20 protein-coding genes and 2 riboswitches are annotated in these 25,601 nt (G+C 44.6%); of the genes, 8 read left to right on the top strand and 12 right to left on the bottom strand.

Annotated elements, in window-relative coordinates:
* Nucleotides 1-45 precede the first annotated feature (45 nt).
* The 4 genes from Q0788_RS00990 to Q0788_RS00975 form a co-directional block, all read right to left on the bottom strand.
* Nucleotides 46-1,488: an APC family permease gene (locus Q0788_RS00990; protein WP_298807272.1), complete on the bottom strand. Its 1,443-nt coding sequence runs from the start codon at nucleotides 1,486-1,488 to the stop codon at nucleotides 46-48.
* A 60-nt stretch (nucleotides 1,489-1,548) separates the two neighbouring features.
* Nucleotides 1,549-1,725 carry a hypothetical protein gene (locus Q0788_RS00985; protein ID WP_179799233.1) on the bottom strand — a complete coding sequence of 59 codons (177 nt, stop codon included), beginning with the start codon at nucleotides 1,723-1,725 and terminating at the stop codon, nucleotides 1,549-1,551.
* Nucleotides 1,726-1,812: 87 nt separating this feature from the next.
* A complete protein-coding gene (gabT, locus tag Q0788_RS00980; protein ID WP_298807270.1) occupies nucleotides 1,813-3,072 on the bottom strand; it encodes a 4-aminobutyrate--2-oxoglutarate transaminase in 1,260 nt (419 codons plus the stop codon).
* A gap of 201 nt (nucleotides 3,073-3,273) precedes the next feature.
* Nucleotides 3,274-4,737 (bottom strand): NAD-dependent succinate-semialdehyde dehydrogenase, encoded by a 1,464-nt coding sequence (locus Q0788_RS00975; protein WP_298807269.1) that lies wholly within the window; start codon nucleotides 4,735-4,737, stop codon nucleotides 3,274-3,276.
* Between the two features lie 220 nt (nucleotides 4,738-4,957).
* Here Q0788_RS00975 and Q0788_RS00970 point away from each other — a divergent pair, with 220 nt between their 5' ends.
* Complete coding sequence (locus Q0788_RS00970; protein WP_298807268.1) at nucleotides 4,958-5,722, top strand: IclR family transcriptional regulator; 765 nt, start codon at nucleotides 4,958-4,960, stop codon at nucleotides 5,720-5,722.
* Nucleotides 5,723-5,800: 78 nt separating this feature from the next.
* Here Q0788_RS00970 and Q0788_RS00965 read toward each other — a convergent pair whose 3' ends face one another.
* The 3 genes from Q0788_RS00965 to Q0788_RS00955 all read right to left on the bottom strand — a co-directional run bounded on the left by Q0788_RS00965 (nucleotide 5,801) and on the right by Q0788_RS00955 (nucleotide 9,587).
* Nucleotides 5,801-6,871 (bottom strand): histone deacetylase family protein, encoded by a 1,071-nt coding sequence (locus Q0788_RS00965; protein ID WP_298807267.1) that lies wholly within the window; start codon nucleotides 6,869-6,871, stop codon nucleotides 5,801-5,803.
* Between the two features lie 117 nt (nucleotides 6,872-6,988).
* Nucleotides 6,989-8,206, bottom strand: a complete 1,218-nt coding sequence (locus Q0788_RS00960) for a CaiB/BaiF CoA-transferase family protein (RefSeq protein WP_298807266.1) — start codon at nucleotides 8,204-8,206, stop codon at nucleotides 6,989-6,991.
* A 196-nt stretch (nucleotides 8,207-8,402) separates the two neighbouring features.
* A complete protein-coding gene (locus Q0788_RS00955; protein ID WP_298807265.1) occupies nucleotides 8,403-9,587 on the bottom strand; it encodes an acyl-CoA dehydrogenase in 1,185 nt (394 codons plus the stop codon).
* 176 nt (nucleotides 9,588-9,763) lie between these two features.
* Here Q0788_RS00955 and Q0788_RS00950 point away from each other — a divergent pair, with 176 nt between their 5' ends.
* The 3 genes from Q0788_RS00950 to Q0788_RS00940 all read left to right on the top strand — a co-directional run bounded on the left by Q0788_RS00950 (nucleotide 9,764) and on the right by Q0788_RS00940 (nucleotide 13,487).
* Nucleotides 9,764-10,591: a helix-turn-helix domain-containing protein gene (locus Q0788_RS00950; protein WP_298807264.1), complete on the top strand. Its 828-nt coding sequence runs from the start codon at nucleotides 9,764-9,766 to the stop codon at nucleotides 10,589-10,591.
* Between the two features lie 163 nt (nucleotides 10,592-10,754).
* On the top strand, nucleotides 10,755-12,569 hold the full coding sequence (locus Q0788_RS00945; protein ID WP_298807263.1) for an FMN-binding glutamate synthase family protein: 1,815 nt from the start codon (nucleotides 10,755-10,757) through the stop codon (nucleotides 12,567-12,569).
* A gap of 105 nt (nucleotides 12,570-12,674) precedes the next feature.
* Nucleotides 12,675-13,487 (top strand): phosphodiester glycosidase family protein, encoded by an 813-nt coding sequence (locus tag Q0788_RS00940; RefSeq protein WP_298807262.1) that lies wholly within the window; start codon nucleotides 12,675-12,677, stop codon nucleotides 13,485-13,487.
* Nucleotides 13,488-13,653: 166 nt separating this feature from the next.
* Here the strand turns inward: Q0788_RS00940 and Q0788_RS00935 are convergent, their stop codons facing one another.
* The 5 genes from Q0788_RS00935 to Q0788_RS00915 form a co-directional block, all read right to left on the bottom strand.
* Nucleotides 13,654-14,871 carry a globin domain-containing protein gene (locus Q0788_RS00935; protein WP_298807260.1) on the bottom strand — a complete coding sequence of 406 codons (1,218 nt, stop codon included), beginning with the start codon at nucleotides 14,869-14,871 and terminating at the stop codon, nucleotides 13,654-13,656.
* 301 nt (nucleotides 14,872-15,172) lie between these two features.
* Nucleotides 15,173-16,396, bottom strand: coding sequence for a VWA domain-containing protein (locus Q0788_RS00930; RefSeq protein WP_101205694.1), 1,224 nt, complete (start codon nucleotides 16,394-16,396; stop codon nucleotides 15,173-15,175).
* Nucleotides 16,397-16,549: 153 nt separating this feature from the next.
* Nucleotides 16,550-17,413, bottom strand: a complete 864-nt coding sequence (locus tag Q0788_RS00925) for a MoxR family ATPase (protein WP_238037035.1) — start codon at nucleotides 17,411-17,413, stop codon at nucleotides 16,550-16,552.
* A 299-nt stretch (nucleotides 17,414-17,712) separates the two neighbouring features.
* Nucleotides 17,713-18,309 (bottom strand): hypothetical protein, encoded by a 597-nt coding sequence (locus tag Q0788_RS00920; protein WP_298807259.1) that lies wholly within the window; start codon nucleotides 18,307-18,309, stop codon nucleotides 17,713-17,715.
* 261 nt (nucleotides 18,310-18,570) lie between these two features.
* Nucleotides 18,571-18,891 carry a YcgL domain-containing protein gene (locus tag Q0788_RS00915; protein WP_057760762.1) on the bottom strand — a complete coding sequence of 107 codons (321 nt, stop codon included), beginning with the start codon at nucleotides 18,889-18,891 and terminating at the stop codon, nucleotides 18,571-18,573.
* Between the two features lie 249 nt (nucleotides 18,892-19,140).
* Nucleotides 19,141-19,280, top strand: a riboswitch (glycine riboswitch).
* A gap of 69 nt (nucleotides 19,281-19,349) precedes the next feature.
* Nucleotides 19,350-19,498, top strand: a riboswitch (glycine riboswitch).
* Nucleotides 19,499-19,666: 168 nt separating this feature from the next.
* On the opposite strand from Q0788_RS00915, the gene gcvT reads away from it, so the two are divergent.
* From gcvT to gcvP, 4 genes are all read left to right on the top strand, one after another.
* Nucleotides 19,667-20,860: a glycine cleavage system aminomethyltransferase GcvT gene (gcvT, locus tag Q0788_RS00910; RefSeq protein WP_298807258.1), complete on the top strand. Its 1,194-nt coding sequence runs from the start codon at nucleotides 19,667-19,669 to the stop codon at nucleotides 20,858-20,860.
* Nucleotides 20,861-20,977: 117 nt separating this feature from the next.
* Nucleotides 20,978-21,358 (top strand): glycine cleavage system protein GcvH, encoded by a 381-nt coding sequence (gene gcvH / locus Q0788_RS00905; protein WP_057760766.1) that lies wholly within the window; start codon nucleotides 20,978-20,980, stop codon nucleotides 21,356-21,358.
* Between the two features lie 352 nt (nucleotides 21,359-21,710).
* Nucleotides 21,711-22,469 (top strand): nitroreductase family protein, encoded by a 759-nt coding sequence (locus Q0788_RS00900; protein WP_298807257.1) that lies wholly within the window; start codon nucleotides 21,711-21,713, stop codon nucleotides 22,467-22,469.
* 64 nt (nucleotides 22,470-22,533) lie between these two features.
* Nucleotides 22,534-25,431, top strand: coding sequence for an aminomethyl-transferring glycine dehydrogenase (gene gcvP / locus Q0788_RS00895; RefSeq protein ID WP_191113874.1), 2,898 nt, complete (start codon nucleotides 22,534-22,536; stop codon nucleotides 25,429-25,431).
* Nucleotides 25,432-25,601 lie beyond the last annotated feature (170 nt).

Here is a 25,601-nt window from a genome sequence, read left to right as displayed (position 1 = left end):
ACGTTTGACGTTAGGCTTTTTTATGCAAAGGTAATTAAAGTAAGTCTACTTTTTATGTGGATTGTCTTTTAACCATTGCTGGTTAGCCGTTTTTAGCTCACGCAGCTCATGATCCATAATATCTTTGCTCTTACCAGGATTCTTCATCGTAGCATAACCGTACAATACCCCACCAAGTACGATCCAACCAAGGAAAATCCACCACTCAATAGCAACCAGTGCTGATGGCATACCTGGTAGATATAGTGCCAACATCCCAAGACTTAAGATAATAGTGATAATACCAACCAATTTACCTGCTGGTACTCTAAACGGACGTACCATATCAGGCTCACGGTAACGCAGCACTAAGAATGAAAGAGCCACACAAGTATAAGCAATAACGATACCGAACCCACCAGCATCTACAATCCATACCAGCATTTTGCGACCAAATAATGGCGCAAGTGTCGCGAGACCACCGATCAATAAAATCGCATTGACGGGCGTATTATATTTCGGATGCAGCTTGCACAAAAACTGTGGCAACATGTGCGTTTTGCCCATAGCATATAGCAGACGACTACCACCAATAAGAAACGCATTCCAGCTCGATAAAATACCCAGCACACCGCCAATAACTAGCAAGGTACCAGCCCATTTACCATTCCAAGCATTGGTCATCGCATCAGCAGTAGCCAACGTTGAGTCTTGTGCTTGTAATAGCGGTAAAGTCTTGCCTACACTCCAAGCGACTGCTACATACCACAGCACGGCGATAATAATAGAGACGATCAAAAACTTACCGATGTTCGGACGAGATAGATTGATTTCTTCTGCAGCTTGAGGAATGACATCGAAGCCAACGAATAAGAACGGTACCATTACCATCACCGTCATGATGCCACCCATACCACCAATAAAGTTAGGCGCTTGTACGGTATTAGAAGTTTCAGGACTAAATAGTAATGCACCTACGAACAGTAATATACCTACTAGAAAGATACCGACGACTGCTGTTTTTTGAAACCACGCACTGACTTCCATACCGCGTATGTTCAGCCAAGTAACAATCACTGAGCCTAGCATCCCGACGCCTACCCAAGTGGCGTAAACATCCCAGCCAGCAACATTCCAAAGATACCCTTGGCTATAATTGGGAATAATATATTCGACGACGGTGGGCAGCGCTACTGCCTCGAATGCGACGACTGAGAAGTAACCGAATAAAATACTCCATGAGCAAATAAAGGAAACATTGACCCCTAGTGCACGGTGGGTATAGGTATGCTCACCGCCAGTAATTGGCATAGAAGCTGCAAGTTCAGCATACGTCACGCCAATCAAAACGACTACCAGACCGCCTATTAAAAAGGCGCTAATTGCGCCCCATATACCTGCCGAGATGATCCAACTACCTGCCAGTACAACCCAGCCCCAACCAACCATTGCACCGAATGCCAGTGCAATAATATCGAACACCCCTAGCGACTTTTTTAATTCAGACATAACCTACTCCTTGTCTGTGTTTCATCCGTGTGAGCCTGTTACAGCTACACTATTTTTGTTTCATGGGATCATACCCATCATGTTTGTTGTGTCTGTCGCGTCGCCGCAAAGTTTAACTTTGCTATCGGTATAGTATTCAAACAGCAAAAACAAAAACGGCGTCTTGACTTGCAAGGCGCCGTTAAAAAACTCACTCAAAGCGAGTGTTATAAGGGCAACCTTGCCGTTATCTTTCATACAATCTTTTAACCAATATAGGTACTTGAACTAGCTGTACTTGGTTAAAAGCGCTCCATCGCTAAAGTAAATAACACTCAGTATTGCTTATGCCGTTAGAATACCTTTGATGATATCAAGGCCTTCTTGTAGCACTTCATCTTCAACTGTCAATGGCACCATCACACGAATGGCATTGCCATACATACCACAAGACGCTAATAGCAAGCCTTGCTCAAATGATTTTGCTTTTAGATTGGCTGCTGCGGCGGCATCAGGCTTGCCTTCGCTATCAATCAATTCAAACGCTAACATCGCGCCCTTATAACGGATATGACCGATACTGCTTAGGTTCAAGCCTTTTAAGAACGCGGCGATGGTATCACCAATCACTACACTACGCTCAAGTAAGTTTTCTTCTTCGATAACTTCCATAACAGCAAGTGCCGCAACACAAGCAAGTGGATTACCAGAGTAAGTACCGCCCAAGCCGCCTACTTGCGGCGCATCCATAATGTCAGCACGACCGATGACCGCAGAGATAGGATAACCACCCGCCAAACTCTTCGCAGCAGTCATTAGATCAGGCTCAACGCCTAGCTGTTCAGTAGCGAACAAGGTACCGGTTCTAGCGAAACCACACTGTACTTCGTCAAAAATAAGCACGATGCCATGCTCATCACAAATCTCACGCAATGCTTTAGCAAATGACGGCGTTACCTGATGGAAACCACCCTCGCCTTGGACTGGCTCAATGATCATTGCAGCCACTTCACTAGGATCGATATCTGCTTGGAAAATCATGTCAAGGCTGTGTAGCGCTTGCGCTTCTGTTACGTTCAACTCTTCTGCAGGGAACAACGCATGGAATACAGGTCCTGGCATCGGGCCAAAGTTCTTTTTGTATGGCAACACTTTGCCTGTCAGGCTCATACACATCATGGTACGACCATGCCAGCCACCAACAAAAGAAATCACGCCTGGACGACGGGTTTTAGCACGAGCAATCTTGATGCAGTTTTCAACCGCTTCTGCGCCAGTGGTCAAAAAGAACGCTTTGGTATCGCCGCTGATAGGCGCTTTTTCGCATAGCTTTTCAGCCAAATCCACATAGCATTCATAGTTGATCATTTGCGCCGCAGTGTGCGTAAATTTGTCTAGCTGCTCATGGACACGTTGGGTGATTTTTGGATGGCTATGACCGGTGTTCAATACTGAGATACCACCGACAAAGTCGATATAACGCTTGCCTTCGATGTCCCAGATTTCTGAGTTCTTTGCTCTTTCTGCAAAGATAGGAAAGGCAACCCCAAGTCCTGTTGGTAAAACAGCTTTGCGGCGCTCAAGTAATGATTGATTGGTAGTCATGGGAATGTCCTTTTCTTTGTTCGTAACATAAGTGCCATCTAGTGAATGGCGGTTTATTTGATGTTTATCTTTGTACTCAGTAGATATCAAATGATGCTTGTTTGACCCAAAACACCATAGATATCTAAAAATTTGCGCTAGTTTTTTCTTTTTTAATTGTTACTGTGCTAACCATTAAGCCAACTCATTAAGTTATGGCTATTAGGTGATATCAGAGCACCAGTATTTGGTCGTGATATAGTCCTCGATGCCGTATTTTGAGCCTTCACGGCCAAACCCAGATTGCTTCACACCGCCAAATGGGGCAACTTCTGTAGAAATTAAACCCGTGTTGTGACCGATGATGCCGTACTCAAGACCTTCGGTAACGCGCCATGAACGTGCATAGTCGCTACTATAGAAGTAAGCGGCCAAGCCATAAATCGTATCGTTAGCAGCACGGATAACTTCTATTTCGTCTTTGAAGGTAAAGATAGTCGCAATTGGTCCGAAGATTTCTTCAGAAGCGATGTCCATATCACTACTAATATCTGTAATAACCGTTGGGTTATAAGTCAGTTCTGAAGCGTCATTGACACTACCACCAGTGACCAGTTTTGCGCCTTTATCTAGTGCATCTTTTAGCAAGGCTTGAACTTTATCTAACGCTTTTTTGTTGATAAGAGGGCCGATATCTACCCCTTCTTCTAAGCCGTTACCCACTTTTAATTCAGCGACTTTTTTGACAAAGACATCTAAGAACTTATCTTTAATGCTGTCTTGAACATATACGCGATTGGCGCAGACACAGGTCTGACCAGCATTACGATATTTAGAAGCGATCAAACCTGTAGCGGCTTTCTCTAGATCGGCATCATCAAAGACGATAAATGGCGCATTGCCACCCAACTCTAACGACAGCTTCTTAATAGTCGGTGCGCATTGTGCCATCAGCGTACGGCCTACTTCTGTAGAGCCTGTAAATGATAGTTTATGAATGCGAGCATCACCCGTTAGGATGTCGCCGATGACAGAAGACTTACCGGTTACGACCTGAATGACGCCAGCTGGAATGCCCGCTTGCTCTGCCAACACACCTAGTGCCAATGCAGAGTAAGGTGTCTCGGTAGCAGGTTTGACGATAATCGTACAGCCTGCTGCTAGTGCAGGAGCAACTTTGCGCGTGATCATCGCAGCTGGGAAGTTCCAAGGCGTGATAGCGGCACAAACACCAACCGGCTGCTTGAGAACGACATGACGTAGCTGCGTGCTATTAGCAGGAATCACATCACCATAGACGCGTTTGCCTTCTTCGGCAAACCAACGGATAAAGCTGTTGGCATAACCTACTTCACCACGTGATTCAGTCAGTGGCTTACCTTGTTCAGCGGTCATAATGATGGCCAAATCTTCTTTATTGGCATCGATTAGATCAGCCCACTTTTGCAATAACTCTGCACGCTCTTTGGCGGTTTTTGCTGCCCAGTCTGCTTGGACATCATGAGCGTAAGCAACGGCTTCGTTGACATCTTCTGTGGTGAGGCTTGGTACAGTACCAATGAGCTCGCCATTAAAAGGATTGTTTACATCGAGCACAGCTTCATCACTAGCAGCATGCCAGCCGTCTTTGATAAAGCAAGATTGTTTGAGTAAATCTGGATTTGATAACTGCAGCGCGTGTGACATGTTGACGCTCCTTGTCATATAGGATGTATTTATAAGAATGGATACAATGGTAAGTCGTAAATAATTATTGATAATTCATTATTTGTTCAATATACTGAACACGTATTCTATATACGAGACGTCATTATAAGAACGATATGACGCGATTTGCAACCCTTAATCTCATTATTTTAAAAATTATCTTGTACTTCTTTCTTTTATTTCACTTTATAGGTTATTTATGAGCTCGACTGCCGTGCCTGCGCTAGACAAAACGTTTCAGATTTTGGACTTGATTACCGATAGCTCACAGCCTCTGACAGCGGCTCATATCGCAAAAGAGCTTGGGCTACCGCGTAGCTCCACTCACAATATTTTGCAGAGTCTATTGACCAAGCACGTCATTTACAAAGACCCTGAAAGCCGTTTTTATTTGGGTTCATATTTGATGTATTGGGCAGGTAAGTACGAACAGCAGCAAGGCGTAGTGCAGTTGTTTAAAGATTTGATCGTGCAGTATCCGGTACTTCTTCAGCACACGGTTACCTTGTCAAAGCTTGATTTGGGCGAAGTGGTATTTTTGGCTTGTCATGAGTCACCTGCACCGCTTGGCTTTACTTTTCGAGCAGGCGTTCGTGTACCTGCGGTATTTTCGGCGACAGGCAAAGCCATGCTATCGACGTTGTCGATAGACAGTATCAAATCATTGTATAAAGATACGTTTCCGATGCCGATGACCCAACATGGGGTCAAGAATTTTACCGATTTGGCAACTGAGCTTGTCGCGATTCAGGATAGTCGAGTATCGCTCGATGATGGACAGTTGCGCGATGGAATGTATTGCTTGGGCACTTATATCCGTAATGCGTCAGGCAACGCAGTCGCTGGTATGGCAGTGAGTTTTTTGCAAGGAGAGTATGAGTCTAAACGGGCTGAGGTCAGTGCGGTATTGATTGAATTGGCGGAGCAAATCGAGCAGCATTTAGGCTTTACTGCAAATTCATAATTGGTAGGAATCTATAAAAAATAGGTCGCAGTGTTTACTCCTACACTCTGCGACCTATTTTATTACTTTCAATTTGATTTAAATATTACTGCCACTATTGCTGTTCTCGTCCATCAGTCCTAATAGGAATGCTTGCAGGTTGTCATTGAGCTTTTGAATGTAATAACCACCTTCCACTAAGATAATCAACGGTTTGTTTAAGGCTACCATCTTTTGTGCCAATATTCTAAAGCCTTCGGTACTGACAGCACATCGCGCTTCTGGATCGTTTTCGTAGACGTCAAAACCCAATACATGAACTATCACATCAGGATCAAATAACGTCACCGCCTGAATAGATTTATCAATATAATCAAAGAACCCTGCTTCATCAGTACCATGCGGCATCGGGAAATTGATATTGTAGCCCTCACCTTCACGAATTCCCTTTTCAAACGCGTGTCCTGTCACTGCTGGATAGAAGTTAACAGGATCACCATGTACTGAAGTATAAAGCACGTCTTTGCGGTCGTAGAATATTTCTTGGATACCTTGTCCGTGATGCATGTCCGTATCTATAATGGCAATTTTTTTATACTTTTGGCGTAAATGTTCGGCGATGATGGCAGCATTATTAAGATAGCAAAATCCGCCCGCGGCGCTTTTGCGAGCATGATGACCAGGCGGCCGTGAAAAGCAAAGCTGTATATGATTGTCAGCGCGCTCAGCGTCTGTTGCCTTATCATTTAGCAGTGCTTCAGCTGTATTAAGTGCCGTTTGCGCTGACCAATAGATAGATGTCCAAGAATGCTCGCTGATGGGCGCACTATCGTCTGCCTGATACTTCGCCGCTTTTGCCATGATGCCTATACCGGGATTATCATACGGCATAAAAATTCCTGTCTGCACCTGCGCGCCCAAATCTTCCTCAACCGCCATCCACTCATCATAGCCATGTTTGAGAAACTCAACATAACCAAAGTCATGAACCGCCAATATTGGTGCGATGCCAACATCGGTAGCAGTAGTGACCTCTAGACCCAAAGCCACTGGCGCTTTTAACAGCTCAACCATACGCTCAGGTATCTCTAACGGCTCGTGCATCTTTCCATAAGAAAAATAAGGTAACGGTCTATGCAAACTTAGGTTTTCATGGCTGTATATTTTCATGCTCAACATTCCTTGTTTGACACTACTTGGTTTTAGATTATTCTGTTTAAGAAACTACATTTTCCAGCTGTTATTTTTATCATTTTTCACTATAAATATACGGCTGTCGACGCTACTTCAAACAATCCCATCAGCTTTTAGCTTGGCTATCATATCGCTGTCATAGCCTAATTCAGTAAGCGTACTATCAGTATGCTCGCTCAACTGCGGTGGCGGCGTACGATAGCTGACAGGTGATGCGGACAATTTAATAGGGTTGCCAAGAGCGCGTACTGGACTGCCTTGTGCCGCAAAATTAACGATCATCTCCCTTGCTTGCGCTTGTGGCATAGCCAAGGCTTCAGCCACATTATGAATCGCACCGCATGGAATACCTGCTTGGTCTAAAACCTCTAGCCAATAGGTACGTGGCTGCTTGGCAAATTGCTTAGTCAGCTCACCGCACAGCAGTTCGCGATTGGCAACGCGTTGTGGATTGGTCGCAAAGCGCTCATCGGTATACCAATCAACCGCAAGTACGTCACACAGTTTGGCAAACTGACTGTCGTTACCACAGGCTAAAATAAAATGCTGCTCGCCCTCACCAGCAAATACTTGATACGGCACAATATTAGGATGCTGATTGCCAAGTCTTGGCGGTATCTTATCTGATGCCAAATGATTCATACCGACATTGGCTAGCATGGCGAGCGCGCTATCAAGTAATGCCACATCGACGTGTTGACCAACACCCGTATTTTGACGCGCCAGTAGTGCCGCCTGTATACCAATCGTCAGCTGTAAACCTGCAAACAAATCGACGACTGCCACGCCAACTTTGTGCGGTTCGCCATCGCTTGGACCCGTGATGCTCATCAGTCCTGATAATCCCTGAATAATATAATCATAACCAGGCCGCGCGGCGTCAGGACCAGTTTGCCCAAACCCTGTCAATGACGCATAAATCAGCCGCGGATTGGACTGTTTTAGACTGTCATAATCCAAGCCGTATTTTTTCAGACCACCAACTTTGAAGTTTTCGACCAAAATATCACTCTCAGCGATTAACTGCTTAATAATTTTTTGCCCTGTCGGCGTAGTGATATCTATCGTCAGCGATTTTTTATTGCGGTTAATGGTAGCGTAATAAGCGGAGGTATCATCGCTGAATGTTGGCGGTGCCCAATGACGCGTTTCATCACCGATATGCGGACGCTCAACTTTGATGACTTCGGCACCAAGATCAGCTAACACTTGCGTACAAGAAGGGCCAGCCAGCACTCTCGATAAATCGAGCACCTTGATACCATGCAATGCGCCCTTTGCCAAGTCATTGCTGTTACTATCGACAGTCATAATAATCCCTTATTGTGTGGCGTATTTTTCGATTTTTTAATCATAAAATTGTTCTTCAGGATGTAATTACAAAGTAGTTAAATCATGAAGAACAACTGAAAAACGTACGCTACTGTTAATGCTCTTTTGATAAAAAGCCAAGCAGTAACGTACGTCATAAAATACATTTGTACCAAAAATTATTAGCTAAAAACGCTTAAAAGAACGCTTGAATACCTGTCTGTGCACGGCCTAGGATAAGCGCATGAATATCATGTGTACCCTCGTAAGTATTGACGGCTTCCAAGTTCATCACGTGACGGATGATATGGAACTCATCAGAGATACCGTTACCGCCATGCATGTCACGAGCAATGCGAGCGATATCAAGCGCCTTGCCGCAGTTATTACGCTTGATAAGTGAAATCATTTCAGGTGCTGCATTGTCTTCATCCATCAAACGACCAACGCGTAGCGCCGCTTGTAGACCTAAGGTGATTTCTGTCTGCATATTGGCAAGCTTTAGCTGTACCAGCTGCGTTGCGGCTAGCGGACGACCAAACTGCTTACGATCAAGCGTGTATTGACGGGCGGCTTTCCAACAGAATTCTGCTGCACCCATCGAACCCCAAGCGATACCATAACGGGCTTTATTCAAGCAGCCAAATGGCCCTTTTAGACCACGGATATCTGGGAAAGCATTGGCTTCAGGAACGAATACTTTGTCCATGACAATCTCACCCGTGACTGACGCACGTAATGAGAACTTACCTTCGATTTTCGGCGCAGACAATCCTTTCATACCTTTGTCTAAAACAAAACCACGAATCTCGCCAGCATCATCTTTTGCCCAGACGACAAATACGTCTGCGATAGGACTGTTGGTGATCCACATTTTATTACCAGTCAGCTCATAACCGCCATCCACAGCGCGTGCACGAGTCGACATCGACGAAGGATCTGACCCAGAGTCTGGCTCAGTTAAACCAAAGCATCCTACGTACTCACCCGAAGCAAGCTTTGGCAAATACTTTTCTCTTTGCTCTTCAGTACCGTATGCCCAAATAGGATGCATCACTAGGCTTGACTGTACGCTCATCGCTGAACGGTAGCCCGAATCAACGGCTTCCACTTCTTTGGCAATCAGACCATAGGCGACACTTGATAGACCTGCACAGCCATAACCTTCAATCGTGACGCCTAGCAGACCCATTTCACCCATTTGACGCATGATATTACGATCAAAATTCTCATTGCGATTGGCCTCAATAATGCCAGGCATCAGCTCTTTTTGAAAAAACTGACGCGCGCTGTCGGTGACCATGCGCTCTTCTTCAGTGAGCTGGTCACGTAGTAAAAAAGGATCTTCCCAATCAAAGCGTGGGCTAGTAGATGTTGCCATGTGGATCTCCTTGGTATCAGTCATCCTGACTGACGAATAGTGATTGATACATCATTTGGTCTAACAAGTCATTGACTTCGATATTCCGCTATGCGAAACTTAGTTTCATAATTTAAAACCATTTAAGCAAACTTTCGCCGCGCTGTAAACCTTTATCAAAAAAAGATGAGTATAAAATGATGAAACCCTTATCAACAGCTACTCCGCTACTCGAACGTATGCATGCAACGATGAGTCAAAATAAGGAAGAGAATGACCGACAGTTTGTGACGGCACTGGGACGGGGACTGATTATACTGGCAGCTTTTGAGCACCATGAGCGGCTCACCCATCAACAGCTATGTCAGATGACCGAGCTGCCAAAAGCAACCATTACCCGTCTTATCCATACTTTGACCACGCTTGGTTTTTTACGTGTCACTGAGCACGGACAGTATCAACTGGGCAGTAGTGCGGTACGTCTAAGCGCGACCGCATGGAGTCGTCACGATATGGTGGCAGCAGCTGAACCACTATTACGACAGTTCGCTAGTGAAAACGAAGTATCGGTGAATTTGGCAACCGAAGTCGAAGGAGAAATGCGCTATCACGCCTGTTGCCGTAGTCCTGCTCGTCTATCGGTCAACTTACAGGTTGGCTCCGCCGTACCTGTTGCACGCACGGCTATCGGACGTGCTTTTTATGCGGTAAGTACGCAAGCGAGACAGGCGGTCATCATTAGTAATCTACGAGAGAATTTATCTGTTGAGGAATTCGACCATGCGCAAACCGCCCTAGCCAGCGCGGCAGAGCATTATGAAAAGTATGGCTATACCGTGTCTGATGGGGAGTTTTCTACTGACATATTGGCAGTCGCGGTTGGCGTATATGATGTCGCAACAGGGCAATACGCGTATTCGCTGAATGCCAGTGTACCAAGTGCTAACTGGGAAGCGGATGACTATGCGGCGATGATAGTGCCAAAATTGCAGGCCTTGGCGGAGCGGATTGGTAGTGGTACATAGAGCATATTAAAACGAATAAAATTGAAGTTTAGGCTGGATCAACGAAGACACCGTCTGCAGCCCTGTTACCCATTGATACCGACGTAATGACGTCATGCGTGTATGATGTACGCGACAAATGTAAGCATCTTATTTATATCTATCATTACTATTGAGCCTCGCTATGCCTGAATCTCGTACCAATCTTAACCCTGAACCCAAAACCAGTTCGCCGTACTTTATCGGATTATTACTTCGCTATAGCACGTTTGGCGCGGCGATTTTAATTCTGTTAGCGGGTTTATTGTTGGTAAGTTGGTGGCTGATTGTTATCGGTGGTTTGGCTGTGGCACTTGGTATCTATGATTTGATTCAGTCCAAGCACGCGATATTGAGCAACTACCCTGTCGCTGGACATATTCGCTATGTATTAGAGGATTTTCGCCCTGAAATTCGCCAGTACTTGCTTGAGGACGATAAAGAACAAGTACCGTTTTCACGCCAGCAGCGTGCGCTAGTCTATCAACGTGCTAAGAACGTCAGTGACACCAACGCCTTTGGTACGCTAGATAATTTATATACTCATGGTAAAGAGTGGTTTTTGCAATCCACCATCAGTGCACCACTAGAAAACAAAGATTTTCGTATCATGGTCGGCGGTGAGCGTTGTCAGCAGCCACACGATATGTCAGTATTTAATATCTCTGCGATGAGCTTTGGCAGTCTGTCAGCGAACGCTATCATGGCACTTAATCAAGGCGCAAAACTCGGCGGCTTTACTCATGACACGGGCGAAGGCGCGATCAGCCCTTATCATCGTAAGTTCGGTGGTGATTTGATTTGGGAATTGGGTACGGGTTATTTTGGTTGCCGTGATAATGATGGTAACTTTGATCCACAGTCTTTTGCTGAAAAAGCCGTCGATCCTCAAGTTAAAATGATTGAAATCAAGCTTTCACAGGGTGCCAAGCCTGGTAAAGGTGGCGTCCTTCCCTCTAGCAAAATCACCCAAGAGATTGCAGACACACGTCAAGTACCTACGGGTCAAGACTGTATCTCGCCCTCTTCGCATACCGCATTTAGCACCCCACGCGAGCTGGTCGCCTTTTGGCAGCAGCTACGTGATTTATCAGGTGGCAAGCCAGTTGGCTTTAAGCTATGTATTGGTCAGCCATGGCAGTTTATGGCGATTGTCAAAGCCATGATAGAGACGGATAATTACCCTGACTTTATCGTTATTGATGGTGCAGAAGGCGGCACAGGTGCAGCGCCTGTCGAGTTTATGGACAATGTTGGCATGCCGATGGTTGAAGGGTTTTTATTGGTTCATAACACTTTAGTCGGTGCAGGTATTCGTGACAAAATTAAGCTTGGTGTTAGTGGAAAAATCGTATCAGGCTTTGATATCGCTCGCATGATTGCGCTAGGTGCCGATTGGTGCAACTCAGCACGTGGGTTTATGTTTGCAGTCGGCTGCATTCAGTCGCGCTCTTGTCATACCAACACTTGCCCGACGGGTGTGGCAACTCAAGATCCATATCGTCAAAAGGCGCTCGACGTCCCTAGTAAGGCTGAGCGTGTTGCAAGTTTCCATAAAAACACGCTAAAATCGCTTGCCAGTATCGTAGGCGCGGTCGGTTTACAGCATCCTAGCCAATTACAGCCGTATCATATCGCACGCCGTCTAGATGATGGGCAAATTAAGCTGCTATCCAAATTCTTCTATTTTGCTGATAAAGGCGCACTGCTCGATCATAGTGCCCGTGCCGACGTATTTAACCAGATGTGGGTCATGGCAAACCCTGATAGCTTTTTAGCCAATAATGATGCGCTCATTGCTTATAATAAGGACTCACGCGATAAGGGCAAAGAAACTGGCGCGCCAACAGAACAAAGCGCTGGATATAGTTCTGAGCATTTGACCAACCTCACCGATGGTGGGCGATTAATTGGTAATGTGAATAATACAATCCGCGACTTCCCGCCTGCTAGCGACTGATTCAGTGCCTAAATCGTTGTACTTAAAAAATAGTACTGAAAGTGCAATTAAGCAGTAGATAGCAGCCAAACTTAAATAATTTATACATTAAAAGACGCGTGATTGATGCCAAGTTCTATTTTTACCTTATCCCTATCAACGATAGTGCTCGCGCTAGGCCTGAGCGCCTGCCAGCAGACAAATACCAATGCGGCTAGTAGCGATACCGATAGTTGGTCGTGCCAGACTGAAGACACACCTTTTACTTATAGCGTTTGCCGAGTGGATGCTACCGCGTTAGCGAGCGAGCGGTATTCATTACAACTGTTTTGGCAATCCTCTGATAACAATAAGCCTCTGCTAACCTTTGATACGTTATTGGCCACATTACCGAATAATGAGACACTTAACTTTGCCATGAATGCAGGCATGTATAATGAAAACTATGCGCCGATTGGATATACCGTCATCGAAGGCAAAGAACTCAAATCGCTAAATACAAAAGAAGGTGGCGGTAATTTTCATCTATTACCTAATGGGGTTATGTGGTGGGACAAAGCTGGCAACGTGCAAATCACCGAAAGTAATGCGTTAAATGAGCAGATAAGCAGTGGTGATATGCAGCCTTGGTATGCGACGCAATCTGGCCCTATGCTGGTCATCAATGACGAGATACATCCACAGTTCAATCCTGATAGCAGCTCAATCAAACTGCGTAATGGTGCAGGTGTTTGCCGTGATGGCAGTATACAGCTCGTTAATAGCGATGAGCCTGTGACATTCTATCAGTTTGCAGAGCTATTTAAGGATGAGCTGGGTTGTTCAAACGCGCTGTTTTTAGACGGTGGTATTGCCTCAGCGTTGTATGCGCCTAGTATCGATAAGCAGGATAAAAAAGAGATGGGCGTGATGATTGGATTGGTTGAAAATAAAGAGTAATATGTCTTTATATTTTTAGGTTAATCTCTGTCTTCTCATAGTATTTTGCATAAAAAAGCACTTAGCGTAATTATTTCATGCTAAGTGCTTTTTCATTACTGGCGACAGTCGGCTAGCAATAACAGTTAGTTGGCTAGCTAACTATTAACGAAACTAAGCTAAAAACTTAACCACCTAAGCTCATCTTAGGACCAAACGGTTCGTAGTGGACACTATCGACACCATGATCTAATGCTACTAACCCATCAATCATGCTCTCCATAAACAGCATCGAGCCGCACACATAGATATCGGCAGGCTTAGGCAAGGTAGCAAGCCATGTCTCATCCAATATCTGCCCCGACTCAAAGTAAAATATATACTTTTCTACAGTCTCAGCCTGTTCGAGTAATGCCTCTACCTGATCAGAAAAAGCATGATGTGTAGCATTTTGGCATGCATAAACCCAAATAATAGGTCGTTTAGGATTGGCCAATATTTGCGCCTCTAGCATAGACAGTACAGGCGTAACCCCGACCCCTGCACTCATCAATACTAACGGAATCTCATTTTGCTGTACCAAACCTTGATTGATCGCAAAGTCACCAGCTGGCGCCGATAATAGAACCGTATCACCGACTTCTAGTTGGTCATGCATATAGTTAGAAACCAACCCATGATACTCATTACGGTTATCACGTCTAACAGCAAACTGAATGCCTGTATCAGTACTAGCAGAGCATAAAGAATAATGGCGCAAGGCTATATGATCGCTGTCTTTTGGGTCTGTTTTCACCGTGATATATTGACCAGCGGTTAACTTCAATTTACTCAGGTCAATATCTGGAGCGTTTGCTAAATCATTGCCTTTATTGTTCTCACTCTTATCGACTGGTACCACGGTAAAGGCTGCAATATCCGTAGCAGCTGCTACCTTTTCAGTCACTATAAAAGGCGCAAAACCTTTCCACATCGCCTGCTCATACATGCCATGTTCAATCTGAATAAATACCGAAGCGATCTCATCATAAGCTTCCGTCCAAGCATCAATAATGTCATCGGTAGCCGCCTCACCTAGTACTTCTTTTATCGCCCCGATCAAATGCTTACCGACGATAGGATAATGCTCAGGCAAAATCTGTAACGCTCTATGTTTATGGCTAATCTGAGTCACTTGCGGCAATAGCGTCGCCAATTTGTCCAAATGCTTAGCAGCGGCTAATACTGTTGTAGCTAGAGCGGTCTGTTGACGTCCTAGTTTTTGATTGGTCTCATTAAAAATATCTAACAGCTCAGGATACTCATTAAACATGTTTCTATAAAATACGGTGGTAATCGCAACGCCATGTTCTTCAAGTACAGGAACAGTTGCTGTGACGATTTCTAAAGTCTTTGGTGAGGCCATATTGTTTCTCTTAGTCATTAACTACATTGATAAACTGAGATGTTAAAAATAATCCGTCTAAACTGGCAATAATGAGCAGACCTTTTTACAGTGTCATCAAAGTTTTTAACCGCCCAATTCAGAATATTTATAACATTCATTTTAAATGAATGTTAACACACTTTATTAGGCATACCAATATAAGATGACTATAGAACCTATTTGCATCGACAAAAAACAGCCGCTATGTCGTCATAACGGCTGTCATTATAAGGATTAACGCCTTGCTAACAGGCTTTATCAATCAGGCTGAATATCAAAATTACCGTGCCATATATTGAGTCATTTCTTCAACACCATGTAGCGTCATCGGGTACATTTTATTTTCAAACAGTTTTTTAATCTCAACGATAGTCTGTGTATATTGCCAATATGACGGATTTTCAGGATTGAGCCAAGTTACTTTGTCAAAATGCTCCAGTACGCGTTTCAACCATACGATGCCCGCTTCGTTATTCATATACTCTACGCTGCCACCTACTGTCATTAGCTCATAAGGTGACATCGATGCATCACCGACGAAGATAACACGATACTCACGGCCATATTTATTGAGTAGCTCAAACGTTGGCATCGGTGCACTATGGCGACGATTGTTGTCCTTCCACACATAGTCATACAAACAGTTATGAAAATAAAAGAACTCTAAGGTTTTAAATTCATTTTTTGCCGCAGAAAACAGTTTTTCGAGCGCTTCGACATGGATATCCATACTGCCACCCACATCAAACAACATCAGCACTTTGACACGGTTACGGCGCTCTGCTTGCATATGAATATCGAGCACACCTTTTTTTGCCGTACGCTTAATCGTCTCATGAATATCAAGCTCATCAGCACTGCCAGTCCGCGCAAACTGACGCAGATTGCGTAGCGCCATCTGAATTTGGCGTGTACCCAGCTGATTATCGTCATCGAGATTGCGATATTTACGCTGCTCCCAGACTTTTGCTGCGCTACGTTTGCGAGACTCGCCGCCAACACGCACACCTTCTGGATGATCGCCATAGGCACCAAATGGCGAAGTGCCGCCCGTGCCTACCCATTTACTACCCCCTTGATGACGTTCTTTTTGCTCTTTTAATCGTTCCTCTAGCGCCTTCATCAGCTCTTCAAGCGAGCCGTACTTTTTCAGTAGGCGTCTTTGCTCTTCGGTCAGATTCTTTGGATCGAGCTTTAAATCTAGCCACTCTTTGGGCACGTCCGTTAGCTTGGCTAGTAGCTCATCCATATCGAGACTATCGACCCCTTCAAAATAATCCGCCATGGCCCGATCGAACTTATCAAAATGGCGCTCGTCTTTGACCATGCACAGTCGAATCAGCCGATACATATCTTCGCGGCTGGCAAAAGTAGTCAGTGCTGGATCTTCAGGATGCGACTGCATCATCAGTCCTTTATCTAACGCGGCATTGAGATCGAGCAGCTCGCGCGTACTGACTGGCACGCCGTAAGTACGCAAGGTATAGAATAGTTTGATAAACATAAGAGTCGTATCACTTATTGGCTGATATTATTATCTGGTGATATTGCTGATATCATTAATTGGTACAGTTACAGATTGAGCGCTTACGTTGACTTTCACATCAGACATCCGATATCGGACATAAGACGTTAAAGTCAACGCAAGCTGCAAACATTAACGACGCATCATATTGGCAAAACGCTGTAATAAATTCACATCTGCCTCGTTTTTGAGCAACGCACCATATAACGGCGGGATAGATTTCTCGCCGCGCAGATTTTCTTCTAGCTCGTCCTGAGCCATATCATCAGCAAGTAACAAGGTTAACCAATCGACCAATTCAGACGTTGATGGCGGCTTTTTAAGACCTTGAATACCACGCAGTTTATAGAAAATATCCAATGCATCATTGACCAATTTTTCTTGAATATCTGGAAAATGCACTTCGATGATTTGGCGCATGGTTTCTTCTTCTGGGAAATCAATATAATGGAAGAAGCAACGACGTAAAAACGCATCTGGTAGCTCTTTTTCATTGTTTGAGGTAATAATAACCACTGGACGCTGCGCTGCCGTGATAGTCTCACCCGTCTCATAAACATAAAAAGACATCTTATCAAGCTCATGTAGCAAATCATTTGGGAACTCGATATCGGCTTTATCGATCTCATCAATCAGCAGTACGCTACGCTCTGTACTGGTAAAGGCATCCCACAGCTTGCCCGGCTTGATATAGTTGGCAATGTCGTAGACTTTATCATCACCCAACTGCGAATCCCGCAGGCGTGATACCGCATCATACTCATACAGTCCTTGCTCAGCCTTAGTCGTCGATTTGACGTGCCAAGTAATCAGTGGCATACCTAAACTTTCAGCGACTTCTTCGGCGAGCAACGTCTTACCTGTGCCAGGCTCACCTTTGATCAGCAATGGCTTTTGTAAGGTCATAGCGGCATTTACGGCCAGTTGCAAATCATCGGTAGCAATATAACTACTGGTACCAGTAAAGTTTTTCTTAGTATTGTCAGCTGTGGTCATAATCAGATCTCGATTGTTGTTATAGATAAGTTGTTATAAATGGATAGTTCTAAAACATAAATGACTAATAAAGGATAAGTTAGTAAGGAATAAATTAGATTAGCACAGCCTGATGCATTGCCAAAATACTCATGCGTTCGCATTTATTAACAATTGTTATGTGCAGTTCATAGTGAGCTATTATTTATATGCCTAATAAACAGTCGAGCACAAAAAAAGACACGCAGCGGTGTCTTTTTATTCGAGTATCAAATAAATTCTAAAACAATAGTACTATCTTAATGCCTAGCCTATTTCTATCACTTATCAGACGTATCGCTATCCGTTTTCTTAGCCAATGTACTGTCTTTTTTTAAGCTTACGTTAGTGTCAAGCTGTTCGGTTACGGTAGCGCCTTCTGGCAAATAACTGCCTGTGGTCATTTGTAACGTGGCCTGTGTATCTTCTGCGCTGCGGCTACGGGCTTTGTCCAAACTTGATGCAAATGCGCTGCGTATCAACTGCCATACAAAACCAACAAACAACCCTGCGACCAGTATCACCAATATCGGCAACATATTGGCAACCGCGCCTGCGTAATCTTTCATCATCACAGCATAGACGACGCTAATACTGGCTGGTGCAAGCTCGCTCGGATCGCCAAGCGCTGTACCTGGTGCTAGTAATACCGCGAACAGAACCATCCAGCTCATACCGCCCAATGGTTTTGGCAGTACACGAGCCACGAGTATCCATAGTACTAGTACCAAAACAGCACCGCCCAGATAAGCATACATCGGCAAATCAGCGGGCGGGACATCCTTTACCATTTGGCCCCACCAAATGGCAATCTCACCGAGAATGTCACTGATAGACTCTAGCGGTAAGCTATGTAAGATATTTTTTAACCAGTCCATGCGTGTTTATTTACCTGCGTTTATCGCCGGTGACACAATCTGTGTCTAGCGGTATATGTGCGTTCTGTAGAACCAGAATGAGGCCAAATACATAACAAACTTATGCATTATGTAGGCTTATATATGCATTGCATAGGGTGTCAGTTTATCACGACTTTCTACTCAAATGCATGTGAGCAAATGTGTCGTAGGTTTTTATCGACGCTGTTTTTAAGGTAGCGTACTGATATTTTCTACCACACTTACTTGCTGACGAATCTATTAATTATAGATGCTGTCCTGCGATTCACGAGCGCGCAGCTCTGCTTGGCGGCGCATCACATCTTGCGGCGGCAACTGCACAAAGTAGCCTTGAGACTGCAGTTTTGCCAGTACTTCTTCTTTATCGACACGAGCGAGCTTATCTTTAGTTGATAAGTCCAAATGCATGACGAACTTACTACGGCCTAAACCTGCACGGAAATCTTTTGGTAATACACCAAGCCAGTCTTTGATTTCATCAGTATCATCAGGATAATCAGGACGCGCAATGTAGATATACATGTCGTCGTGTTTGGGAAATTTATAAATATCGCAATGCATAAAAACCACCTATCAGAAACTATGGGCGTAGGTTAGCATATTTCAGGCAAATACCAGTAGTCGCTTTGCGTTTTGCTATCGTAATTTTTGTGAAAACACACAGATAAAACGCTGATATGAGCGACAAAAATATCATTGTAAAATATAACCTATTTCATAGACTGCCTTAACAAAACATCATTTTTGCCAAATTTATTTATTTTAATGGCTTTGATGACTTGTAAAAGCGCTTTGAACCTTTCATAATAAAAGCGTTTTTCAGGAGAGAGTTTATCAGCATCGTTTTTGTATTGAACCCTATTGGTTATACAACTATCGCAATTGCTAGATAACCACCGAAGGCGCATCCACCCTGCCAATCGCTCAGGTAAAAGGACTGAAAAACGCATGTCACTGTTGTTTGATAGTATTTAGTAATATGACGCTCATAGCGCACTACTTTTTTATCAAACATAAGGCATAACAAATCTGGAGAGTGGTAAGCACGGACGACGTCTTACCCACCGAAGGGGAGAAAATACGCTATCATCGACGATAGGGCTCATATAACTGCCCAAAAATGATAGTTCGTGTTGAAAATCTCAGGTCACAGGACAGATAGGGCTTTAGCTTAAACTGACGTATAGCGTCTGTTTGGCTTACGTCTTCATCTTTGCTTTCTGTGTCACCCTTTGATGTGATATTTGCGCCTTGCAATATTGCTTCTCGCTACTTTTACGTTGCGCATCACTCCTTACTCTGCCGAGTACGACTGATGTACACATAAGGATTTGTTATGACTGATACCCATTCTCAAGACATCACTTCTCAAAACGATCAAACCCAAGCCCCTCAGCGCACCCCTTTTTACCAGTCTCATATTGATAGTGAGGGCAAACTGGTCGATTTCTCTGGTTGGGAATTGCCAATTCATTACGGTTCACAAATCGAAGAGCACGAAGCAGTACGTACAGATGCAGGTATGTTTGATGTCTCACATATGGTTGTGACTGATATCAAAGGCGCTGATACCAAAGCATGGCTACAAAAACTGCTCGCAAACGATGTCAACAAACTCACTACCGCTGGTAAAGCGCTGTACTCTGGCATGCTCAATGAGCAAGGCGGCGTCATTGATGATTTGATCGTCTACCTGATGAATGCAGAAGAAACTGAGTACCGTATCGTCTCTAACGCGGCCACTCGTGACAAGGACTTAGCACAGTTTAATAAAGTCGCCGAAGGTTTCAATATTGAGATTACCGAGCGTCCTGAGCTTGCGATGCTCGCCGTTCAAGGTCCAAATGCTATTGCAAAACTGGCTCAAGCCAAACCAAGTTGGGCAGATACTTTAGCAGGACTAAAACCTTTCGTTGGTGCTGACTTGACCGATATCGAAGGCACCGATTGGTTTGTAGCTCGTACTGGCTATACTGGTGAAGATGGCGTCGAAGTCATTATGCATGCCGATGATGCGCCTGCATTCTTTGAGCAGCTAAAAGCAAATGGCATCAAACCTGCTGGTCTTGGCGCACGCGATACCTTGCGTATGGAAGCGGGCATGAACCTTTATGGTCATGATATGGACGAGAATATTAGCCCTTACGAGTGCAACATGGGCTGGACGCTTGCACTAAAAGACGATCGTGCCTTTGTCGGCCGTGAAGCATTGGTCAGCAAACGTAAGCAGTCAAAAGAAGACAACACTGCTATGAAGCAAGTGGGTTTGCTATTGACCACGCGTGGCGTATTGCGTGAAGGCATGACAGTGACTATCAATCAAGGCACTGATAATGAGCAAACTGGCATTATCACCAGCGGTACATTCTCCCCTAGCCTAAAAAATTCAATCGCTATTGCCCGTGTGCCTGCCAGCTTATCAGAAGATGACAGTGTACAAGTCGATCTACGCGGCAAAGGTAAATTCGTCGATGTACGCGTATTGAAGCTACCTTTTGTCCGTAACGGCAAGCAACAGTTTGACTCTTAGGTCTTATAAATTCTATCATTAGAGCGCGTTGTCATTTTACATACGATTATAAAAATGACGACACGCCTAGCCTCCATTATTTTTGTTAATTAACCTCTATCACTTAGGAGAGAGACCATGAGCAACATCCCAGCAGAGCTAAAATATATTGCGAGTCACGAGTGGCTACGCCTAGAAGACGACGGTACGATCACTGTTGGTATCACTGACCATGCTCAAGATCTATTGGGTGATGTGGTATTCGTTGAGCTGCCAGATGTGGGCGATATCATCGCTGTCGATGACGAAATCTCAGTTGTTGAATCAGTAAAAGCCGCTTCTGACGTTTATGCACCTATTTCAGGTGAAGTGATCGCTATCAACGAAGCACTAGAAGATGATCCTGAAATCATCAACTCTGACCCATACGGCGAAGGTTGGTTCTTCAGAATGAAGCCTGACAACATCGCTGACTACGAAGCACTAATGACTGCTGACGAGTACGAAAGCGACTTATAAGCTAAGCACGTAAGCTAAGTATGCTCTCACGAGACATTAGCATTTGTAAGACGTTAGCTCGTACAAAGCACTAGCCCCGACTAAACATCATAGATACTGGCAGCAGCTGGTATCTATACTCTCTATTTAAACGATTTAAAAACCTTTCTAATGAAAAGTATTGGCTCATTGACCATGCTTGTTATTTGAAAGCAGCTTTATATGTAGATCTCCAACAATCATTATCGTCCGATGTTATTGCTACCAAGCGTTATCTCATTGACTCGTATTGATCACTTATTCGAATTCCAATGAATACGTGCTATCAATAACGACGCAAACTGATAACCCAATTCTCAGCATGGATCCTAATATGAATGCCAACACCGATAATAAAGACCCCATTGCCACACCAAGCCATACGCCGCAGCTACAAGCATTTCGCGATATCGTAGAGTCACGCCGTTCCGTGCGCCGTTTTACTGACACGCCCATCCCTGACGATGTATTGGCAGACTGTCTGCGTTTGGCCATGCTAGCGCCAAACTCTAGCAACCTACAGCCGTGGGAATTTTATGTTATCGATGATGCTGACAATCGCAAACGCGCCGTCAAAAACTGCATGAATCAAAATGCAGCAAAAACATCGGCTCGTTTGATTGCCATCGTTGCTCGTACTGATGTTTGGCACGATCACGCGAAACAAGTATTGCGCGAATACCCTGATCAGCCAGTGCCAAAGAAAGTGAAAGACTACTACAACAAAGTCGTCACGATGGACTTTTTGCGCGGCCCAGCCAACGTGGTTTCGGCTGCGAAATGGGGTGCTACGCAAGTGGTCAGACGCGTAAAAGGCCCGATCAAGTCGCCTTACTATACGTTTGAAGATACCAAAAATTGGGCAACCAATAACACCGCACTTGCCGCTGAAAACCTCATGCTAGCATTACGTGCTCATGGGTTTGATAGCTGTGCAATGGGCGGCTTTGATGAGCCTGCTATGAAGCGATTACTAGGCCTAGGCGACGATCAGCATATCATTATGATGATTGGCGCAGGTGAACGTGCTGACAATGGCGTTTACAACACCCAGTTCCGTTTCGATCAAAAACAGTTTGTGCATTACGTATAACGTACCGCTCACATTATTCTCTTAATTGCTATTTTGTTTATTACTCCCTTAACCAAGGATTGTCATGACTATCTCTCAAAACCCATCGTTTGATACCTTTCAAGGATTGTTCAACGAAGCTGAATTTGTCTATCGCCACTTAGGTTCGAACGAGACCAAGCAAGCTGACCTACTCAGCGCTGTTGGTTATAAAGATATGCAAAGCTTTATCAATGACACTGTGCCTGAGCCAGTACGTTTGCACAAAGAATTGGATTTGCCAGTAGCGATGAGTGAGCACGCTGCACTTGCCAAACTACGTACGATGGCAGACGACATCACTGTTAACAAAAGCTATATCGGTCAAGGCTACTCTCCAGTTCGCATGCCGGCTGTCATTCAGCGCAATGTGCTTGAAAATCCAGGTTGGTATACCGCTTATACGCCTTACCAAGCGGAAATCGCTCAAGGTCGTCTAGAAGCACTGCTGAACTTCCAACAAGTATGTATCGATTTGACTGGTCTTGAGTTAGCTGGTGCATCATTGCTTGATGAAGCAACAGCAGCGGCAGAAGCGATGGCGATGTCAAAGCGTGTGAGCAAAAGTAAATCAACACAGTATTTCGTCGATGAGCGCGTCTATCCACAAACACTAGATGTTATTAATACTCGTGCGAAATACTTTGGTTGGGAAGTCGTCGTTGGTGATTTTGAAACGGCTAAATCTGGCGACTACTTCGGTGCGCTATTTCAGTATGTTGGTGCCGAAGGCGACGTTAAAGACTTAACAGACGTCATCAGTGCAGTAAAAGAAAACAAAACTTACGTCAGCGTCGTCAGTGACATCATGAGCTTAGTGCTATTAAAATCACCAGCCGATATGGGTGCCGACGTAGCGCTAGGTAGTACTCAGCGCTTTGGTATTCCAATGGGCTTTGGTGGTCCACATGCCGCTTATTTTGCGTTCTCTGATAAAGCCAAGCGCTCAGCGCCTGGTCGTATCATTGGCGTATCAAAAGACGCACAAGGCAATACAGCACTGCGTATGGCTCTACAAACGCGTGAGCAGCATATCCGCCGCGAAAAAGCCAACTCAAACATCTGTACCTCACAAGTATTACTAGCTAACCTCGCTGGTATGTATGCGGTATATCATGGTCCAGGCGGCGTGAAGCGTATTGCTACTCGTATTCATGCTTTTGCCACTGCGTTTGCTGATGCTATCACAGAATCTAACGACAGCAGCTTGAGCGTGGTACATGATCAATTCTTCGATACAGTCGTGGTTGATTGTGGTTCAGAGAAATTGGCTACTCAAATCTTTAAAAATGCAGACAACGTTGGCTATAACTTATGGCGTCTAAGCGACACCAAATTGAGCGTTGCCTTTAGTGAAACCAGCGATCAGCAAGACTTCAACACGTTGACTCAGCTATTCGTCAATAAGTCACACGATCTACCTGAAACAGCTCGCGTCTCACTAGATAGTGCACACCTGCGTACGGATGACATCTTGACTCATCCAGTATTCAACTCGCATCACACCGAACATGAAATGCTACGCTATCTAAAGTCGCTTGAAGACAAAGATTTGGCGATGAACCGCAGCATGATTTCACTGGGTAGCTGTACCATGAAGCTAAACGCCACCAGTGAGATGCTACCGATTACGTGGCCTGAGTTTGCCAATGTGCATCCTTTTGCTCCGCGCGACCAAGTTACTGGCTATATTGCGATGATTGATAGCTTGCAAGATCAATTAAAAGCCATTACTGGTTTTGATGATGTCTCTATGCAGCCAAACTCTGGTGCCTCTGGTGAATATGCTGGTCTGTTAGCGATTCGCCGTTATCATGAGTCGCTAGGCGAAACCAATCGCGATGTTTGCTTGATTCCGATGTCGGCGCACGGTACCAACCCTGCTACCGCTATGATGATGGGTATGCAAGTAGTCGTGGTCAAAACTGATGAAAACGGCAACGTTGATATCGACGATTTAACCGCCAAATGTGAAGAATATAGCGATCGCCTAGGTGCTTTAATGATCACTTATCCGTCGACGCATGGTGTGTTCGAAGAAGGCATCCGTCATATCTGTGATTTGACTCACAAGCATGGCGGTCAGGTCTATATGGATGGCGCGAACATGAATGCTCAGGTAGGCATGATGCAGCCTGCAGACGTTGGTGCTGATGTATTACACATGAACCTGCATAAGACCTTCTGCATCCCACATGGCGGCGGTGGTCCAGGCATGGGCCCTATCGGTATGAAAGCGCATTTGGCAACGTTTATGGCCAACCATACCTTGAGCCCTGTACATAATGCACAAAAAGACTGCTCAGCAGTATCAGCAGCACCTTACGGTTCAGCGAGCATCTTGCCTATTTCGTGGATGTATATTGCTATGATGGGCCGTGATGGTCTATTAAAAGCAACAGAGCTAGCATTACTGAATGCCAACTATGTGGCAGCTGAATTAAAAGGTCACTACCCTGTCTTGTATGCTGGCAAAAACGGTCGTGTGGCTCACGAATGTATCATTGATATTCGTCCGTTAAAAGAAGAAACTGGCATCACGGAAAGCGATATCGCTAAGCGCTTGATGGATTATGGTTTCCATTCGCCAACGATGAGCTTCCCAGTCGCTGGCACGCTTATGATTGAGCCAACTGAGTCTGAGTCAAAAGAAGAGTTGGATCGCTTTATCAGTGCGCTAAAATCTATCAAAGCTGAAGCCATGAAGGCCAAAGCTGGTGAAGATAACTGGACGCTAGAAGACAACCCATTAGTCAATGCACCGCATACGGCTGCTATGATTACTAGCGAAGAGTGGACGCATCCATACAGCCGTGAGACTGCTGCATTCCCACTGCCGTACATCCGTGCAAACAAGTTCTGGCCAAGTGTCGCGCGTGTCGATGATGCTTATGGTGATAAGAACCTAATGTGCTCTTGCCCAAGTATCGAAAACTATATGTAATGATTATTTTCGATAGTTATTCTCTGTAGTAAAAAACCTCCAAGTCAGCAGCTGACTTGGAGGTTTTTATTTTGCTGACTTTTTATCTATTACATTAGCAGGTAATATTATGAATAAAATAAATGACAAGAACTCAATGTAATAAAAGCTTATATCAACAATAAGCTATT

Source organism: uncultured Psychrobacter sp., from assembly GCF_947500265.1.
Classification (GTDB): Bacteria; Pseudomonadota; Gammaproteobacteria; order Pseudomonadales; family Moraxellaceae; genus Psychrobacter.
Note: the sequence above shows the minus strand (reverse complement) of the source record. Positions and strands in the feature narration are given on the sequence as shown.